We start from the raw sequence: 17,347 nt of genomic DNA, 5'->3' as shown, positions 1-17,347 counted from the left end.
AGCGTCACAGGAGGCATTTCCACGCGGAGCGTGGGAACGAACGTTCAGTATCGGCACGTCAGTCGTCAAACCCGACCTGTTCATGAATCTCATCCACCTTCAATTCCAACCGATACGCCACGGCAATAAACAACGCCTGGCACAGGCACAACGTGGCGCTCAAGGAGCGGAAGGCGAACGAAGAACCCTCATTCACCAACAACACCGCGTTCGCCCGCTTGGCCAGGGGCGACAGGTTGCTGTCGGTGATGATCAAGGTCTTGGCCTGATGATGCTGGGCGATGCGCAGGCAATGCTGGGTCTCTTTGCCGTAGGGCGTAAAGCTGATCGCAATCACCAGGTCGTTGGCCCGCACGCTGCGCATCTGTTCGCGATAACTGCCGCCCAGGCCCGAGATCAGGTGGATGCGCTTGTTGGTGTGCTGCAGGTTGTAGACCAGGTAATCGGCCACGGCAAACGAGCGGCGCACGCCGACCACGTAGATATTGTCGGCGTTGACCACCAGGTCCACCGCCTTCTCAAACGCCACATCATCCAGTTCCAGCCCCAGGCGCTCGATGCCGGAGAGGGTGGCATTCACGCACTCACGCGCCAGGTCGCCGCCGCTGGCCTTCTGCGACTTGTTGGCGATCATGCTGCGGATGCGCTGCTGGTAGTTCTGCACCGGCGTGGTTTTGTGGGTGTAGGCCTCGCGAAACAGCGCCTGCATCTCGCTGAACCCACTGAAACCGAAGCGCTGGGAAAACCGCACGATGGCCGAAGGGTGCACTTCGCATTCGCGGGCGATGTCGCTGATGCGGTCGACCATGATGCGGTCGCTCTGCTGGCTCATGTAGCTGGCAATGCGTTTGAGCTGGCGCGGCAGGCTTTCGTATTCGTCCGTGATCAGCTGCAACAGGCGTTCGGCATTGATCGGAGGGCTGGCGATCGTATCTTCCAGGGTGGTCTCGGGATCGGTGCGGGACATGGGCAATCCTTCTGGCGTGTTCGTCTGATGCGCTGATGGGTGACGCAAGTCTACAGGGTAGGCGCAAAAAAATACCTCGGCATCACGGCGTCCGTGGGCTGCTGAAACGATGCACGGCGGCTGGCATGCCATTATGCTGGCTTATTGGAAAAAATATTCCACTAAAAATAATTATGGAATAAATATTGATTGCCGCCGCTGGACGTTCTAGTCTGCTTGCACCAAGAGCGTGTGCCGTCACCACGGCGGCACCACGCAGGCTGATAAAAATAACAGGAGCCAGCATGGGCCAGACTCGTTTTGCCAGTGGGCGTCAATTGGATCTGATTTGCCTCGGGCGCCTGGGCGTCGACCTCTATGCACAGCAAGTCGGTGCGCGGCTTGAGGACGTGTCCAGCTTTGCCAAGTACCTCGGCGGTTCCTCCGCCAACATCGCCTTCGGCACGGCGCGGCTGGGCCTCAAGTCGGCGATGTTGAGCCGCGTGGGCGATGACCATATGGGCCGTTTCCTGCTCGAATCCCTGGCCCGTGAAGGCTGTGATGTGAGCGGTATCAAGGTCGACCCGGAGCGCCTCACCGCCCTGGTATTGCTGGGGCTTAAAGACCGTGAAACCTTCCCGCTGGTGTTCTACCGCGAAAACTGCGCCGACATGGCACTGCGCGCCGAAGACATCAGCGAAGCCTTTATCGCCTCCAGCAAAGCCTTGCTGATCACCGGCACACATTTCTCCACCGATGGCGTGTACAAGGCCAGCATCCAGGCGCTGGATTACGCCGCCAAGCACAACGTCAAGCGTGTGCTGGATATCGACTATCGCCCGGTGCTGTGGGGCCTGGCGGGCAAGGCGGATGGCGAAACGCGGTTTGTCGCCGATCAGAACGTCAGCCAGCATGTGCAGAGCATCCTGCCGCGTTTCGACCTGATCGTCGGCACGGAAGAAGAGTTCTTGATCGCCGGTGGCAGTGAAGACCTGCTGACCGCGCTGCGCACCGTGCGTGAACTAACCCCGGCGACCCTGGTGGTCAAGCTCGGCCCGCAAGGTTGCACGGTGATTCACGGCGCCGTCCCGGCGCGCCTGGAAGACGGCGCGATTTACCCCGGCGTGCGGGTTGAAGTGCTCAATGTACTGGGTGCTGGTGACGCCTTCATGTCCGGCTTCCTCAGCGGCTGGCTCAATGACGCCAGCGATGAGCGTTGCAGCCAGTTGGCCAACGCCTGCGGCGGCCTGGTCGTGTCCCGCCACGCTTGCGCGCCGGCCATGCCCACGCCCGCCGAACTGGATTACCTGTTCAACAGCCCGGTGCCCATCACCCGGCCGGACCAGGACGTAACCCTGCAACGCCTGCACCGCGTCACGGTGCCACGCAAAACCTGGAAGCAGCTGTTTGTGTTTGCCTTCGACCATCGCTGGCAACTGGTGGACCTGGCGCAAAAAGGTGGTCAGGACCTGAGCCGTATCAGTGATATCAAGCAGCTGTTTATCCAGGCCATCGAACGTGTGGAAACCAAGCTGGCGCAGCAGGGCATCGACGCCGATGTGGGCCTGCTGGCCGACCAGCGCTTCGGCCAGGACGCATTGAATGCCGCCAGCGGCCGTGGCTGGTGGATCGCCCGCCCGGTGGAGGTGCAGAACTCACGGCCACTGGCGTTTGAACACGGCCGCTCGGTGGGCAGCAACCTGATTGCCTGGCCCCAGGAGCAAATCATCAAGTGCCTGGTGCAGTTCCACCCGGACGACGAGCCGATGCTGCGCCTGGAGCAGGAGGCGCAACTCAAGGCGGTGTACGAGGCGTCCCTGGTCAGCGGCCATGAACTGCTGCTGGAAGTCGTGCCGCCCAAGGATCACCCGTCGACCTATCCCGATGTGCTCTATCGCAGCCTCAAGCGCCTGTACAACCTGGGCATATATCCTGCGTGGTGGAAGATCGAGGCGCAGTCGGCTGAAGACTGGAAAAAGCTCGACGAACTGATCCACGAGCGTGACCCGTACTGCCGTGGTGTGGTGCTGCTGGGCTTGAATGCTTCGGCGCAGTTTCTGGCCGATGGCTTTCAGCAAGCCAGCCAAAGCACCACCTGCCGTGGGTTCGCGGTGGGCCGTACGATCTTCCAGGAGCCAAGCCGTGCGTGGATGGCGGGGGAGATTGATGATGAAGGGTTGATTGAGCAGGTGCAGCAGACGTTCGAGCAGCTCATCAATGCCTGGCGCAGTTCCAGAAATTAAACACGGTCAAATGTGGGAGCCGCTTGTGTGGGAGCCGGGCTTGCCCGCGATGGTATCGCCTCGGTCTAGCAATGAAACCGAGGTGATGCTATCGCAGGCAAGCCAGCTCCCACACAAGCCAGCTCCCACATAAAGCAGATCTCAGTGCTATCTGAAAAAAAATAAAAGGTGCAGCCATGCCCGCAATCCGAATTGGCATCAACCCGATCTCCTGGAGCAACGACGACCTGCCGGCCCTCGGCGGTGAAACGCCGCTGAGCACCGCGCTCAGCGAAGGCAAGGAGATCGGCTACGAAGGTTTCGAACTCAACGGCAAGTTCCCCAAGGACGCCAAAGGCGTTGGTGATGTGCTGCGCCCCTATGACCTGGCGCTGGTCTCCGGCTGGTACTCCAGCCGCCTGGCGCGCCGTTCGGTGGCCGAAGAAATCCAAGCCATCGCCGGCCATGTCGAGCTGCTTAAACTCAATGGCGCTGACGTGCTGGTATACGGCGAAGTCGCTGACTCGATCCAGGGCTCGAAAGTGCGCCTGATCGAACGCCCGCGTTTTCACAGCGAGCACGCATGGCAGGAATACGCCGACAAGCTCACGGAGCTGGCGCGTTTCACCCTGTCCCAAGGCGTGCGCCTGGCGTATCACCACCATATGGGCGCCTACGTCGAATCCCCTGAAGACATTGACCAGCTGATGAAACGAACAGGCCCGGAAGTCGGCCTGCTGTTCGATTCGGGCCATTGCTACATGGGTGGCGGCGAACCACTCGAGGTCCTGCGCAAACACATCGACCGCGTCTGCCACGTGCATTTCAAGGACGTGCGCAAGCCGGTGGTGCAACTGGCGCGCAACCAGATGTGGAGCTTCCCTGACTGCATCGTCAACGGCACGTTCACCGTGCCCGGCGATGGCGACATCGATTTTGCCGAGTTGCTCGATGTGTTGTTGGCTGCCCACTACAAGGGCTGGCTGGTGGTCGAAGCGGAGCAGGATCCGGCCGTGGCGCCTAGCTATATCTATGCCAAAAAAGGCTACGACACCTTGCGTGCGCTGCTCAACGAGAGGACTAAGTGATGAGCTTGTTGGTCAAAAGCAGCAAACGCGGGCAAACCATGGTGGCCCTCGAAGACGGGCGCCTGGAGTACGTGGGTTTTGCCGCGTATCGCTTGAGCCTGGGCGAAACCCTGCCGGTCAGCGCCGGCGATAAAGAGCTGTGCCTGGTGCTGCTCAGCGGGCGCGTCAATATAGAAGGCGAAGGCTTCAATTGGCAGAACCTTGGCGACCGCCAGTCGGTGTTCGAAGACAAATCCCCCTTCGCCGCGTACCTGCCGCCCGGCACCGATGCGCAGATTACCGCCTTGAGCGACGTGCAGATTGCCGTCTGTGCCGCGCCCGGCGCGCCTGGCTTTGAACCGCGCCTGATTCGCCCCGAGCAGTGCAAGCGCAGCGTGCGCGGCAAAGGCGCCAACACCCGCTACGTGTGCGACATCCTGCCTGACAGCGAGCCGGCCCATTCGCTGCTGGTGGTGGAAGTACGCACGCCGTCCGGGCACTCGTCGAGCTACCCGCCGCACAAGCACGACACCGACGACCTGCCGCACCAGAGCTTTCTGGAAGAAACCTATTACCACCAGATCAACCCGCCGCAAGGCTTTGTGTTCCAGCGCGTGTACACCGACGATCGCAGCATCGACCAGGCCATGGCCGTGGAGAACAGCGACCTGGTGGTGGTGCCCAAGGGGTATCACCCGGTCAGCGTGCCGTATGGCTACGAATCGTATTACCTCAACGTGATGGCCGGGCCAAAACGCGCCTGGCATTTCCATAACGACCCGCAGCACAGCTGGCTGCTGGACCTTTAAACGGTTTTGGACGGAGAACAACAACAATGAAGTCGCCGCTACGTTTTGCCCTTAACCGCATGGTCGCCCCCAACCTGTCCCTGCCGGACTTTATCCAGCTGGCCGCGGCCCTCAAGTGCGATGCCATCGAGATCCGCAACGACCTTAAAGGCCATGAAATCGAATACGGCACCCCGGCCAGCCGCGTGCGAGAGTTGTGCGCAGTGCAGGGCATCACGGTGCTGTCGATCAATGCGCTGTACCCCTTTGATGTGTGGAATGACGAGCGTCGCACCCAGGCCATCAAGCTCGCCACCTACGCCCGTGAGTGCGGCGCGCAGGGCTTGGTGATGTGCCCGTTGAATGAGCGCGGCGATACGCGCAACGAGGCCCAGCGTGCCGCCGGTTTGCGCACGGCGCTGAGCGAGCTGGCGCCGATCCTGCGCGAGTACGGCATCCTCGGGTTTATCGAGCCGCTGGGCTTTGAAGAATGTGCCCTGCGCCGCAAGCGCGTTGCTGTGGATGCAATCCAATCCATCGGCGGCCTGGATGTGTTCCGCCTGGTGCATGACACCTTCCACCACCACCTGGCGAGCGAGCAGGAGTTCTTCCCGCAACTGACCGGCCTGGTGCATATCTCCGGGGTAGAAGACGCCGAAGCGCCGCTCAATTCGATTCGTGACGGCCACCGCGTGCTGGTGGGCGAGGGCGATATCCTCGGCAACGCCGCGCAGATCGACACCTTGCTCAGCAGCGGGTACGGCGGTTACCTGTCGTTTGAGCCGTTTGCCGAAAGCGTGCATGGGTTGGCGGATATCCAGCAGGCCATTGGGGCCAGCATCGCCCACCTGCAAAACCCCCGAACCTGACGCCGATTAACCTGTGGGAGCTGGCTTGTCGAATCGTCGCACCGCTGCGATGGCGGTCTATCAGTGAAAGGTACATTGCCTGACACATTGCTATCGCAGGCAAGCCAGCTCCCACATTGAAGCAGTGTTAATCAACCCAATTGCATTCACACAAGGTGCAAGTGATGACCACAACAAGACTGACCATGGCCCAGGCCCTGGTGAAGTTCCTGGATAACCAATACATCGAAGTCGATGGCGTGCAGAGCAAGTTTGTCGCCGGTGTGTTCACGATTTTCGGCCACGGCAATGTGCTGGGCCTGGGCCAGGCGCTGGAGCAGGACAGCGGCGACCTGGTGGTGCATCAGGGCCGTAACGAGCAAGGCATGGCCCACGCCGCCATCGGTTTCGCCAAGCAGCACCTGCGCCGCAAGATCTATGCGTGCACCGCCTCGGTAGGCCCCGGCGCGGCGAATATGCTCACCGCGGCGGCGACCGCCACGGCCAACCGGATCCCGCTGCTGCTGTTGCCCGGTGATGTGTACGCCAGCCGCCAGCCGGACCCGGTGTTGCAACAGATCGAGCAATTCCACGACCTGAGCATCAGCACCAACGATGCCTTCCGCTCGGTGAGCAAATACTGGGACCGTATCAACCGCCCTGAGCAACTGATGACGGCGGCGATCCATGCCATGCGCGTGCTCACAGACCCTGCGGAAACCGGCGCCGTCACCCTGGCGCTGCCGCAGGATGTGCAGGCCGAAGCCTGGGACTACCCGGATTATTTCCTGCAAAAACGCGTGCACCGTATTGAGCGGCGTCCGGCCACTGCGGCAATGATCGGCGATGCGCTGGCAGCCTTCCGGGGTAAGCGCAAGCCGTTGATCATCTGTGGCGGCGGTGTGAAGTATTCCGGCGCGAATGCGGCCCTGCAAGCGTTTGCCGAGCGTTTTGAGATTCCCTTCGCCGAAACCCAGGCGGGCAAGAGTGCGGTGGTGTCCAGCCACCCGCTGAACCTGGGTGGCATCGGTGAAACCGGCTGTCTGGCGGCGAACCTGCTGGCGCCCGAGGCGGACCTGATCATCGGCATCGGCACGCGTTATACCGATTTCACCACCTCGTCCAAGTCGCTGTTCAAGCATGCCGAGGTGAAGTTTCTTAACCTCAATATCAGCCCGTGCGACGCGTTGAAGCTTGACGGCGTGCAAGTGCTGGCCGATGCGCAAGTGGCCCTTGAGGCATTGGCTGACGCCTTGGGCGACTACCGCGCCGGCTGGGGCGAGCAGGTCCGCGATGCCAAGGCGCAGTTGGACGCGGAAGTGGAACGCGTGCACCAGGTGCAATACCACGGCGACGATTTTGTGCCGGAGGTGGATGACCACCTGGACCGCGCCGTATTGCGCGAATTTATCGAGCTGACCGGGTCGTGCCTGACCCAGGGCCGTGTACTCGGCGTGTTGAACGACACCCTGGCAGACGATGCGATCATCGTCGCCGCCGCCGGCAGCCTGCCCGGCGACTTGCAACGCGCCTGGCGCAGCAAGGGCGTCAACACCTACCACGTCGAATACGGCTATTCATGCATGGGCTACGAGATCAACGCCGCCCTCGGTGTGAAGCTGGCCGAGCCGAGCAAGGAGGTGTATGCGCTGGTCGGCGATGGCTCTTACATGATGCTGCACTCGGAGCTGGCCACCTCGATCCAGGAGCGGCGCAAGATCAACGTGGTGTTGCTCGACAACATGGCCTTCGGCTGCATCAACAACCTGCAAATCGGCAACGGCATGGACAGCTTCGGCACCGAGTTCCGCTTTCGTAACCCCGAAAGCGGCAAGCTCGACGGCGGCCTGGTGCCGGTGGATTTCGCCATGAGCGCGGCGGCCTATGGCTGCAAGACCTACAAGGTCAGCAGCGTGGAACAGCTTCAGGCGGCGCTGGCCGATGCGCGCACGCAAACGGTGTCCACGCTGATTGATATCAAGGTACTGCCCAAAACCATGGTCCACGGCTACCTGTCGTGGTGGCGGGTGGGCGTGGCGCAAGTGTCCACCAGTGAACGCACGAATGCCGCCGCGAAAAAACTCAACGAACAGCTGGCCAAGGCCCGGCAGTACTAATAACAAGAGGAGTTGTGTATGTCGTTAAAGCTTGGAGTGATTGGCACCGGCGCTATCGGCCGTGACCATATCCGTCGTTGCAGCCAGACCTTGCTCAATAGCCAGGTGGTGGCGGTAACCGACATTAACCTTGAGCAAGCCGCCAAGGTCGTCGCTGATTTGAAGCTTGCCGCCGAGGTCTACGCCGATGGCCATGCGCTGATCAACTCGCCGCAGGTTGAAGCCATTCTCGTCACGTCCTGGGGGCCGAGCCACGAAGAGTTCGTGCTGGCCGCCATCGCCGCCGGCAAGCCGGTGTTCTGCGAAAAACCGTTGGCGGTGACGGCGCAAGGCTGCCGCAAGATCGTCGACGCCGAACTGGCCTACGGCAAGCGCCTGGTGCAAGTGGGCTTTATGCGCCCGTATGACGAAGGTTATCGCGCCCTCAAGGCCGTGATCGACAGCGGCCAGATCGGCGAGCCACTGATGCTGCATTGCGCGCACCGCAACCCGACAGTGGGCGAGAACTACAAGACGGATATGGCGATCACTGACACCTTGATCCACGAGCTGGATGTGCTGCGTTGGTTGCTCAACGATGACTATGTGTCGGTGCAGGTGGTGTTCCCGCGTAAGTCGAGCAAAGCCCTGGCCCACCTGCGCGACCCGCAGATCGTGCTGTTGGAAACCGCCAAGGGCACGCGCATCGACGTGGAAGTGTTCGTGAACTGCCAGTACGGCTACGACATCCAGTGTGAAGTGGTGGGGGAGACCGGCATTGCCAAACTGCCGGAGCCTTCGCAGGTGCAAATGCGCAGTGGCGCGAAGCTGTCGAATGCCATTTTGATGGACTGGAAGGACCGCTTTATCGGGGCCTACGACGTGGAGTTGCAGGCATTTATCGACAGCGTGCGTGCGGGCCAAGTCGGCGGGCCTTCGGCCTGGGACGGTTTTGCGGCGGCGGTGGCGGCGGATGCATGCATCGAGGCGCAGAACAGTGAGCAGATCGTGAAGGTGAGCTTGCCGGAGCGTCCGCACTTTTACGGCTAATCACAATCTGCCAGGTGGAATGCAGTCAGTGTGGGAGCTGGCTTGCCTGCTCCCACACTTGATTGGGTTTGCAATTCAACAAGGAAACAACTTATGCGAATCGGACTAGTCGGCTACGGCCACGGAGGGCGTTTCTTTCATGCACCGCTGATTGCAACCTTGCCCGGTGCGACCTTTGTTGGCGTGGTGACCCGTTCAGCGGAGCGCCGCCAACAGTTGAACGCCGACCTTCCGGGCGTAAAGGCCTTTGACAGCATCGGCCAGATCGTCGAGGCCGGTGTCGACGCGCTGGTGATCTCCACCACCCTCAAAGGCCGCCCGGCGCTGGTGCTGGAAGCCATCGAGCACGGCGTGGCGGTGGTCAGCGACAAACCCTTCGCCAGCAACGCCGAACAGGCCCAGGCGCTGATCACCGCCGCCGAGCGCCAGGGCTCGCTGCTCAGCGTCTACCAGAACCGGCGCTGGGATTCGGATTACCTGACCCTGCGCAAGCTGATCGACGCCGGTGCCTTGGGTGAGATCACACGTTTTGAATCCCGCGTCGAACGCTACAGCCCGCAAGCGGTGGGCAATGCCAGTGGCGGCGGCTGGCTGCGTGACCTGGGCAGCCATCTAGTGGACCAGGCGCTGCAATTGTTCGGCCCGGTGGACCGGGTGTTTGCGCAATTGCAGTTCACACCGCAACACCCCACCCTTGATCATGGTTTTTTCGTCTCCCTGACCCACACCAATGGCGTGATTTCGCACCTGTGGGGCAGCGCCCTGCAAAACAGCCAGGCACCGCGTTTTCGGGTCAGTGGCACCCTGGGTTGTTACACCGTCGATGGGCTGGACGGCCAGGAAGACGCGCTGATGGCCGGCAAGTCGCCAAAAACCGAAGGCGAGCACTGGGGCGCCGAGGAGCATCGACGCTGGGGCTGGTTTGAGCAAGGCGAGGAACGCGAACGGGTGCCGTCCGAGAAGGGCTGCTGGACGCAGTTCTATCGCCAGTTGCAACTGGCCGTGCAAGGGCAGGGGCCATTGCCGGTAAGCGCCTATGACGCGCTGGAAACCACCCGTATATTGGACGCCGCACGCCTCAGCGCCGAGCGCCAGCAGGTGGTTTCGACAAAAATAGAATAAAATTCTAAAACATGTTGATATGGAAATTATTTTCTAATACAGTCTTTTCCAGGTTGCATAAAGTACGTTCGAACTCGATTCGCGCGGCTCAACAAAAACAAGATCAAAAACAACCAGGTACCGTCAGATGAAAATCTTCAACGCTGTACTGCGAGTTTTACGCCCTGCCTCAGCGCCACGCGGTCTGCCCCGCGCCCGGCCGTTTTACTTCTCCTTCCTTAATGTGCTGTGTGTCGAAAACCACGGCGCGCTGGTCTGCTGCATCCCGGGGGCACCGGTGGTTCGATTGCCCGCCGAGCGCTGATAAACGCAACGTCCAAAAAACCAACAAGAAAGTGGAGACAGACCGTTCATGAAGACCCCGATCCGTTTTACCGCGCTGGCCCTGTCCATGTTGCTGGCCAGTGGTGTTGCCTCGGCCGCCGACCTCAAGATTGGCGTGACCATGTCCGCCTTTGATGACACCTTCCTGACCTACCTGCGTGAAGACATGGACAAGCAAGCAAAGTCCTATCCCAAGGGCGATGGTGTGCAATTGCAGTTTGAAGACGCTCGGGCCGATGTGGTCAAGCAACTGAGCCAGGTCGAGAACTTCATCAGCCAGAAGGTCGACGCGATTATCGTCAACCCGGTGGACACCGCCTCGACCGCCAACATCATCAAGGCCGCCACCGCTGCGAAAATCCCGCTGGTGTTCGTCAACCGCCGCCCGGATAGCCCAACCCTGGCCCCAGGCGTGGCAGCGGTGGTGTCCGATGACGTCGAGGCCGGCAAACTGCAAATGCAATACATCGCCGACAAACTCGGCGGCAAGGGCAACATTGTGATTCTGTTGGGCGACCTGGCGAACAACTCCACCACTAACCGTACCAAGGGCGTGAAGGAAGTCCTGACCAAGTATCCCGGCATCAAGATCGAACAGGAACAGACCGGTATCTGGTTGCGTGACAAGGGCATGACCCTGGTTAACGACTGGCTGACCCAGGGCCGCGATTTTGACGCGGTACTGGCCAACAATGACGAGATGGCCATTGGTGCATCCATGGCGCTGAAGTCGGCAGGCAAAAAAGGCGTGTTGATCGCCGGTGTCGACGGCACGCCGGACGGCCTTAATGCGATCACCAAGGGCGACATGACCGTGTCTGCCTTCCAGGATGCCAAGGGCCAGGCCGACAAGTCGGTGGAGACTGCGCGCAAGATGGCTAAAAACGAGCCCATCGAGCAGAACGTGGTGATCCCGTTCAAGCTGATCACGCCGGATAACGTCAAAGACTTCAAGTAGCCCTTCATAACAACAATAAGCAAGCAGGGCGGCCACGGTCGCTCTGCTGATGGAGTACCCGATATGCTTGCTCAAGCCACTGTCTCGCAGCCTCCCGGTCTCCAGCCCGCGCTGCTGGAAGAACCCTACCTGCTGGAAATCGTCAACATCAGCAAAGGCTTTCCCGGCGTTGTGGCCCTGGCCGATGTGCAACTGCGCGTGCGCCCAGGCTCGGTACTGGCGCTGATGGGCGAGAACGGTGCGGGCAAGTCGACGTTGATGAAAATCATCGCCGGCATCTACCAGCCCGACGCCGGGGAAATTCGTCTGCGCGGCAAGCCGATTGTGTTTGAAACACCGCTGGCGGCGCAGAAGGCCGGGATCGCGATGATCCACCAGGAACTCAACCTGATGCCGCACATGAGCATCGCCGAGAACATTTGGATCGGCCGCGAGCAGCTCAATAGCCTGCACATGGTCAACCACCGCGAAATGCACCGTTGCACCGCCGAGTTGCTGGCCCGTTTGCGCATCAACCTGGACCCGGAAGAACACGTCGGCAACCTGAGCATCGCCGAGCGGCAGATGGTCGAGATTGCCAAGGCGGTGTCCTACGACTCCGACATCCTGATCATGGATGAACCGACTTCAGCCATTACCGAAAAGGAAGTGGCCCACCTGTTTTCGATCATTGCCGACCTCAAGTCACAGGGTAAAGGCATCGTCTACATCACGCACAAAATGAACGAAGTGTTTGCCATCGCCGATGAAGTGGCGGTGTTTCGTGACGGCCAGTACATCGGCCTGCAGCGCGCCGACAGCATGAACAGCGACAGCCTGATCTCGATGATGGTCGGCCGCGAGCTGAGCCAGTTGTTCCCGGTGCGCGAGACACCCATCGGCGACTTGCTGCTGTCGGTGCGCGACTTGAGCCTGGACGGCGTGTTCAAGGACGTGTCGTTCGACCTGCATGCCGGTGAAATTCTCGGCATCGCCGGGCTGATGGGCTCGGGGCGCACCAACGTGGCAGAGACCATTTTCGGCATCACTCCAAGTTCCAGCGGCCAGATCACCCTTGACGGCAAAGCGGTGCGCATCACCGACCCGCACATGGCCATCGAGAAGGGCTTTGCGCTGTTGACTGAGGACCGCAAGCTCAGTGGCCTGTTCCCGTGCCTGTCGGTGCTGGAGAACATGGAGATGGCGGTGCTGCCGCACTACTCGGGTAACGGTTTTATCCAACAGAAAGCCCTGCGCGCGCTGTGCGAAGACATGTGCAAGAAGCTACGGGTGAAAACCCCGTCACTGGAGCAGTGCATCGACACTCTGTCCGGCGGCAACCAGCAAAAGGCCCTGTTGGCGCGCTGGTTGATGACCAACCCGCGCTTGCTGATCCTCGATGAGCCGACCCGTGGCATCGACGTTGGCGCCAAGGCCGAGATCTATCGCTTGATTTCCTTCCTCGCCAGCGAAGGCATGGCGGTGATCATGATTTCCTCCGAACTGCCGGAAGTGCTGGGCATGAGCGACCGGGTGATGGTGATGCATGAAGGCGAACTGATGGGCACCCTGGATCGCGCCGATGCGACCCAGGAAAAAGTCATGCAGCTGGCTTCCGGTATGACCGTAGTCCACTGACGAACCGCACAGAATAAGAAGGTAATTGGCTATGAACGCAATAACAGACAACAAGCCTGCCACGGCACCGGTCAAGCACCGTCGGCGTTTACCCACCGAGCTGAGTATCTTCCTGGTGTTGATCGGCATCGGCCTGGTGTTTGAGCTATTCGGCTGGATCGTGCGCGACCAGAGCTTCCTGATGAACTCCCAGCGCCTGGTGCTGATGATTCTGCAAGTGTCGATCATCGGCCTGCTGGCGATTGGCGTGACGCAGGTGATCATCACCACCGGTATCGATCTGTCTTCAGGCTCGGTGTTGGCGTTATCGGCGATGATTGCCGCCAGTTTGGCGCAAACCTCGGACTTTTCCCGGGCAGTGTTTCCCAGCCTGACCGACTTGCCGGTGTGGATTCCGGTGGCGATGGGCCTGGGTGTGGGGCTGCTGGCGGGGGCAATTAACGGCAGTATCATCGCGGTGACCGGCATTCCGCCGTTTATTGCGACCCTGGGCATGATGGTCTCGGCCCGTGGCCTGGCACGCTACTACACCGAAGGCCAGCCGGTGAGCATGCTCTCGGATTCGTACACCGCCATCGGCCATGGTGCGATGCCGGTGATTATCTTCCTGGTGGTGGCGGTGATCTTCCATATCGCCCTGCGCTACACCAAGTACGGCAAGTACACCTACGCCATCGGCGGCAACATGCAGGCGGCGCGCACCTCGGGCATCAACGTCAAGCGTCACCTGATCATCGTCTACAGCATCGCCGGTCTGCTGGCGGGCCTGGCCGGTGTGGTGGCCTCGGCGCGTGCCGCCACCGGCCAGGCCGGCATGGGCATGTCTTATGAGCTGGATGCGATTGCGGCGGCGGTAATCGGCGGCACCAGCCTGGCGGGCGGAGTAGGGCGCATCACCGGCACCGTGATCGGTGCGCTGATTCTCGGCGTGATGGCCAGCGGGTTTACCTTTGTGGGTGTGGATGCGTATATCCAGGACATCATCAAGGGGCTGATCATTGTGATTGCGGTGGTGATCGACCAGTATCGCAACAAGCGCAAGCTCAAGCGCTGATACCGATTAACGGGCAACACCTATCCAATGTGGGAGCTGGCTTGTTGTGGCGAGCAAGCTTGCTTGCGCTGGGGTGCGAAGCGCCCCTAAAAAGCCTGCTCCAACTGCGCTGTCGAACGGGAGCAAGCTCCCTCGCCACAGCAAGCCAGCTCCCACAGCTAGTCTTTATCAGACCGTTCTAACCGTTTGTCTTCTATATAGCTCCACAGCACTGAATTTCTTGCTATAAACGCACTCCGATGACCGTTCGCCAAGCCCGTCCTGGTGCCTTTGGGGGTTAATTGGGAAAAAATGCCTGTCTTTTCAGTTGCTGAGCCTTCCAGTCGGCCTTAGACTGCCGCCCCTCGTAAATTGAGTGCCGGGTGGCGCTTGAAATGGACGGCGCCCTTCCGAGGCCTGCGAAGGTCTGCCGGAACGCTCCCTTATTCGCCTTAATGCACGTATTTTTTATAGAGAAATCAATGACAAAGGAAAAGTTGCTGGCCATGCCGGCGGATGACTACATGAATGCCGAACAGCACGCTTTTTTCGAGAAGTTGCTGCAAGACATGAAAGTGGAACACCACGAGCGCATTGAGCAGAACCGCATCGCCATCGAAAGCCTCGACACCCCGGCGGACCCGGCTGACGCTGCCTCTGTGGAAGAAGAGCGCACCTGGCTGGTAAACGCCATCGACCGCGACCAGCGCATGCTGCCGCAGCTTGAGCGTGCCCTGGAACGCATCAAGGAAGATTCTTTTGGCTGGTGCGATGACAGCGGCGAGCCTATCGGCCTCAAGCGCCTGCTGATCAGCCCGACCACCAAATACTGTATCGAAGCGCAAGAGCGTCACGAGCAGATCGACAAGCACCAGCGCCAGGCCTGATGCGCTGAAGTCGGGCATCGCAGCTGTGATGCCCGAAGAAACACCGGTTACGTCCCTGTCTATTGATCTGCTGCAAGCACCCCACGAAAGGCCCATGGATAATGGCCCAATAGTGGCGTTTAATGCAGCAACAATAACGACAAACAGAGGGGTAACGACGATGGCTGGAGACGGATCTCTGATGGGCGCAGCAGCGCCACCGCAAACGGTGGTGCGCGTGCTGCCCGGCTGGCTGACGCCGCTTATGCAGAGCACCGCGCTGGTGCTGGTCCTGCTGGGCCTGTCGTTTGCCGGCTTGCCGCTGTACCTGTGCCTGCCACTGGCCTTGCTGGTGATCTGGCTGCCTGCGCTCAAGGCCCGAGTGCCGCGTGTAGCGCCTGCCCAGGCGATTGATACGCTGGGTGAGCTGACTCGCGATCTTTCCTACACCACCAGTCATAACGCACTTTCCGCTGCCGGCGTGGCCTATTCGGTCAAGCAACTGGCCGCGCGCGTGCAATCGCAATTAGGCGCCGCCAAGCAAATTGTCAGCAGCGCCGAAGTGATGATCGGCACCGAGCAAGTCACCTCTCAACTCAGCCGGCAGGCCTTGGGCGCGGCCAGCCAGGCGCACCAGCGCAGTACTGAAGGGCGCGAAGTGTTGGCTCAATCGATCACTCGCATGCACCAACTGCGCCTGCGCGCCAATGCCAGCCGAGAGTTGATCGAGGCGCTGAGCCAGCGCAGTGAAGAGATTCAGCGCGTGACCCTGGTGATCCAGTCCATTGCCAGCCAGACCAACCTGCTCGCGCTGAACGCCGCCATTGAAGCGGCGCGCGCCGGCGAGCACGGGCGCGGCTTTGCCGTAGTGGCCGATGAAGTGCGTGGCCTGGCCGGGCGTACGGCCACGGCGACGGATGAGGTCGGCGTGATGGTCGCCGATATTCAACAACGCACCGCCCAGGTGGTGGAACAGATTCGCCAACTGTCTGCCGACTTGCACATCGGCGTCGAGCAGGTGGAGCAGGCGGGTGAGCAACTGGAAAATATCGCCAGCCTGGCAGCCGACGTAGAAGGGCAGGTCAATGAGATCGCCCAAGGCACCGACACCAACCGCGCGCAACTCGACAGCCTGTTCCACGCGGTAGAGCAGATGCGCAGCGATTTAACGGTGAGCGACCAGCAGACGCGGCAACTGGCCGAGGTCGCTGTGCAGATGGAAGGACAGGCTGAAACCATCAGTGAGCGCCTGGCTGAAGTCGGGCTGGATGACTATCACCAGCGCATCTACGACCTGGCTCGCGAAGGGGCGAGCCGTATTGGTGAGCAGTTCGAGGCTGACATCGTGCAAAACCGCATCAGCCTGGAAGACTTGTTCGACCGCAGCTACACGCCGATCCCCAACACCCGGCCGAGCAAATACCACACGCGCTTTGATGGCTACACCGACCAAGTGCTGCCGACGATCCAGGAGGCATTGCTGCCGCGCCATGAGGGGCTGGTGTTCGCGATTGCCTGCACACCGCAGGGCTATGTGCCCACACACAACAAGGCGTTCTCCCACGCCCTGACCGGCGATGCACAGGTTGACGCCGTGCAGAACCGTACCAAACGCAAGTTCGACGACCGTACCGGCATTCGTTGTGGCAGCCATCAACAAGCAGTGCTGTTGCAGACCTATACCCGCGATACTGGCGAACTGATGCACGATTTGTCGGTGCCGATCATGGTTAAGGGGCGGCATTGGGGTGGCTTGCGCCTGGGCTATAAACCGGAAGGGGCCAAGGCTGGGCGTTAGGATTGTTACTGTTTATGCAATGGAGCTATTCCGGAGATAGCTTTTTCCACGTGGAATAAAACCGTAGCATGGTCAATATTGTTAGGTAGCTAACTAATGTGGCGGAGAAGCTCCATGCAAAACAAGGTCGATGTCGCCGTGATGATCGGCAGTGGTGTTCCCGAAACCCTGCGTGCGCTGGGCCAGAAAGCCTGTTGGGTGGTGTTGCTCAATGGCGAGCAACGCGGTACGGCATTCGCCAGCCGCAGTGAAGCCGAGGAGTGCAGAGCCGCCTGGCAGGCACTGATGCACCTGGAACAATCAGACAGCCTGCATTGAGGCGTGTTATTTAGACGGGTGCAGGCGCTGGTTCAGCTCATCCACCGGTATTGCCCATTCGGCGTCTTCGCGCAGTTCTTCTTTAAGAAACGCCGCTTGTTGCGCAGACCAGAAGGTTGCGTCGATCAGCTTCACGTCTTCAGGTAGCGGATGCGCGACGATAAAAGCATCGATGGCTTCAGGTGTTGAGTCCAGACCGAGTTGATCAAACAGGGTTTCAAGCGTTGGGATTGGCGCGTCCATGGTGGGTTCTCCATGCAAGGTGAGGGATGTTGTGCATGTGAGGCCGGGGAC

Annotated in this window: 16 protein-coding genes; 13 read left to right on the top strand and 3 right to left on the bottom strand. The window is 60.4% G+C overall.

Annotated features, from left to right (window positions below; all coding sequences use genetic code 11):
- Window positions 1-58: 58 nt before the first annotated feature.
- Both HX790_RS19035 and HX790_RS19030 read right to left on the bottom strand, forming a co-directional pair.
- Window positions 59-967 (bottom strand): MurR/RpiR family transcriptional regulator, encoded by a 909-nt coding sequence (locus tag HX790_RS19035; protein WP_017136418.1) that lies wholly within the window; start codon window positions 965-967, stop codon window positions 59-61.
- 82 nt (window positions 968-1,049) lie between these two features.
- The gene (locus tag HX790_RS19030) at window positions 1,050-1,253 is read right to left on the bottom strand and encodes a hypothetical protein (RefSeq protein ID WP_138450968.1); all 204 of its coding nucleotides are present in this window, start codon (window positions 1,251-1,253) and stop codon (window positions 1,050-1,052) included.
- Here HX790_RS19030 and iolC point away from each other — a divergent pair.
- The 13 genes from iolC to HX790_RS18965 all read left to right on the top strand — a co-directional run bounded on the left by iolC (window position 1,252) and on the right by HX790_RS18965 (window position 17,053).
- The gene (gene iolC / locus HX790_RS19025) at window positions 1,252-3,189 is read left to right on the top strand and encodes a 5-dehydro-2-deoxygluconokinase (protein WP_176991924.1); all 1,938 of its coding nucleotides are present in this window, start codon (window positions 1,252-1,254) and stop codon (window positions 3,187-3,189) included. The genes HX790_RS19030 and iolC overlap by 2 nt on opposite strands.
- A 176-nt stretch (window positions 3,190-3,365) precedes the next feature.
- Window positions 3,366-4,256 (top strand): myo-inosose-2 dehydratase, encoded by an 891-nt coding sequence (iolE, locus tag HX790_RS19020; RefSeq protein ID WP_176991923.1) that lies wholly within the window; start codon window positions 3,366-3,368, stop codon window positions 4,254-4,256.
- Window positions 4,256-5,044, top strand: a complete 789-nt coding sequence (iolB, locus tag HX790_RS19015) for a 5-deoxy-glucuronate isomerase (protein WP_099550127.1) — start codon at window positions 4,256-4,258, stop codon at window positions 5,042-5,044. Before iolE ends, iolB begins: the two co-directional genes overlap by 1 nt.
- A 26-nt stretch (window positions 5,045-5,070) precedes the next feature.
- Entirely contained in the window at window positions 5,071-5,892 is an 822-nt protein-coding gene (locus HX790_RS19010) for a TIM barrel protein (RefSeq protein ID WP_138450970.1), read from the top strand.
- A gap of 164 nt (window positions 5,893-6,056) precedes the next feature.
- On the top strand, window positions 6,057-7,988 hold the full coding sequence (gene iolD, locus HX790_RS19005) for a 3D-(3,5/4)-trihydroxycyclohexane-1,2-dione acylhydrolase (decyclizing) (RefSeq protein ID WP_176991922.1): 1,932 nt from the start codon (window positions 6,057-6,059) through the stop codon (window positions 7,986-7,988).
- A gap of 18 nt (window positions 7,989-8,006) precedes the next feature.
- Window positions 8,007-9,017, top strand: a complete 1,011-nt coding sequence (locus tag HX790_RS19000) for a Gfo/Idh/MocA family protein (protein WP_056859439.1) — start codon at window positions 8,007-8,009, stop codon at window positions 9,015-9,017.
- A 93-nt stretch (window positions 9,018-9,110) separates the two neighbouring features.
- Window positions 9,111-10,139 carry a Gfo/Idh/MocA family oxidoreductase gene (locus HX790_RS18995; protein ID WP_176991921.1) on the top strand — a complete coding sequence of 343 codons (1,029 nt, stop codon included), beginning with the start codon at window positions 9,111-9,113 and terminating at the stop codon, window positions 10,137-10,139.
- A 352-nt stretch (window positions 10,140-10,491) separates the two neighbouring features.
- On the top strand, window positions 10,492-11,421 hold the full coding sequence (locus tag HX790_RS18990; RefSeq protein ID WP_099550124.1) for a sugar ABC transporter substrate-binding protein: 930 nt from the start codon (window positions 10,492-10,494) through the stop codon (window positions 11,419-11,421).
- A 63-nt stretch (window positions 11,422-11,484) separates the two neighbouring features.
- Window positions 11,485-13,038: a sugar ABC transporter ATP-binding protein gene (locus HX790_RS18985; RefSeq protein ID WP_176991920.1), complete on the top strand. Its 1,554-nt coding sequence runs from the start codon at window positions 11,485-11,487 to the stop codon at window positions 13,036-13,038.
- Between the two features lie 31 nt (window positions 13,039-13,069).
- Window positions 13,070-14,092, top strand: coding sequence for an ABC transporter permease (locus HX790_RS18980; protein ID WP_026013640.1), 1,023 nt, complete (start codon window positions 13,070-13,072; stop codon window positions 14,090-14,092).
- 461 nt (window positions 14,093-14,553) lie between these two features.
- A complete protein-coding gene (locus tag HX790_RS18975; protein ID WP_003191666.1) occupies window positions 14,554-14,958 on the top strand; it encodes a TraR/DksA C4-type zinc finger protein in 405 nt (134 codons plus the stop codon).
- Window positions 14,959-14,986: 28 nt separating this feature from the next.
- The gene (locus tag HX790_RS18970; protein WP_371318504.1) at window positions 14,987-16,735 is read left to right on the top strand and encodes a methyl-accepting chemotaxis protein; all 1,749 of its coding nucleotides are present in this window, start codon (window positions 14,987-14,989) and stop codon (window positions 16,733-16,735) included.
- 114 nt (window positions 16,736-16,849) lie between these two features.
- Window positions 16,850-17,053, top strand: a complete 204-nt coding sequence (locus HX790_RS18965; protein ID WP_017136429.1) for a hypothetical protein — start codon at window positions 16,850-16,852, stop codon at window positions 17,051-17,053.
- A gap of 6 nt (window positions 17,054-17,059) precedes the next feature.
- Here HX790_RS18965 and HX790_RS18960 read toward each other — a convergent pair whose 3' ends face one another.
- Entirely contained in the window at window positions 17,060-17,296 is a 237-nt protein-coding gene (locus HX790_RS18960) for a DUF2789 domain-containing protein (RefSeq protein WP_176991919.1), read from the bottom strand.
- Between the last annotated feature and the right edge of the window lie 51 nt (window positions 17,297-17,347).

This window comes from Pseudomonas sp. IPO3747 (assembly GCF_013385245.1).
In the GTDB taxonomy this organism is placed as follows: domain Bacteria; phylum Pseudomonadota; class Gammaproteobacteria; order Pseudomonadales; family Pseudomonadaceae; genus Aquipseudomonas; species Aquipseudomonas edaphica.
Note: the sequence above shows the minus strand (reverse complement) of the source record. Positions and strands in the feature narration are given on the sequence as shown.

Coding starts and splice junctions, on each gene's coding strand:
- HX790_RS18995 (WP_176991921.1), top strand. CDS start 9,111: ATGCGAATCGGACTAGTCGGCTACGGCCACGGAGGGCGTTTCTTTCAT.
- HX790_RS19010 (WP_138450970.1), top strand. CDS start 5,071: ATGAAGTCGCCGCTACGTTTTGCCCTTAACCGCATGGTCGCCCCCAAC.
- iolD (WP_176991922.1), top strand. CDS start 6,057: ATGACCACAACAAGACTGACCATGGCCCAGGCCCTGGTGAAGTTCCTG.
- iolC (WP_176991924.1), top strand. CDS start 1,252: ATGGGCCAGACTCGTTTTGCCAGTGGGCGTCAATTGGATCTGATTTGC.
- HX790_RS18960 (WP_176991919.1), bottom strand. CDS start 17,296: ATGGACGCGCCAATCCCAACGCTTGAAACCCTGTTTGATCAACTCGGT.
- HX790_RS18980 (WP_026013640.1), top strand. CDS start 13,070: ATGAACGCAATAACAGACAACAAGCCTGCCACGGCACCGGTCAAGCAC.
- HX790_RS18970 (WP_371318504.1), top strand. CDS start 14,987: ATGCCCGAAGAAACACCGGTTACGTCCCTGTCTATTGATCTGCTGCAA.
- HX790_RS19000 (WP_056859439.1), top strand. CDS start 8,007: ATGTCGTTAAAGCTTGGAGTGATTGGCACCGGCGCTATCGGCCGTGAC.
- HX790_RS18985 (WP_176991920.1), top strand. CDS start 11,485: ATGCTTGCTCAAGCCACTGTCTCGCAGCCTCCCGGTCTCCAGCCCGCG.
- HX790_RS18975 (WP_003191666.1), top strand. CDS start 14,554: ATGACAAAGGAAAAGTTGCTGGCCATGCCGGCGGATGACTACATGAAT.
- HX790_RS18990 (WP_099550124.1), top strand. CDS start 10,492: ATGAAGACCCCGATCCGTTTTACCGCGCTGGCCCTGTCCATGTTGCTG.
- iolE (WP_176991923.1), top strand. CDS start 3,366: ATGCCCGCAATCCGAATTGGCATCAACCCGATCTCCTGGAGCAACGAC.
- HX790_RS19030 (WP_138450968.1), bottom strand. CDS start 1,253: ATGCTGGCTCCTGTTATTTTTATCAGCCTGCGTGGTGCCGCCGTGGTG.
- HX790_RS19035 (WP_017136418.1), bottom strand. CDS start 967: ATGTCCCGCACCGATCCCGAGACCACCCTGGAAGATACGATCGCCAGC.
- iolB (WP_099550127.1), top strand. CDS start 4,256: ATGAGCTTGTTGGTCAAAAGCAGCAAACGCGGGCAAACCATGGTGGCC.
- HX790_RS18965 (WP_017136429.1), top strand. CDS start 16,850: ATGCAAAACAAGGTCGATGTCGCCGTGATGATCGGCAGTGGTGTTCCC.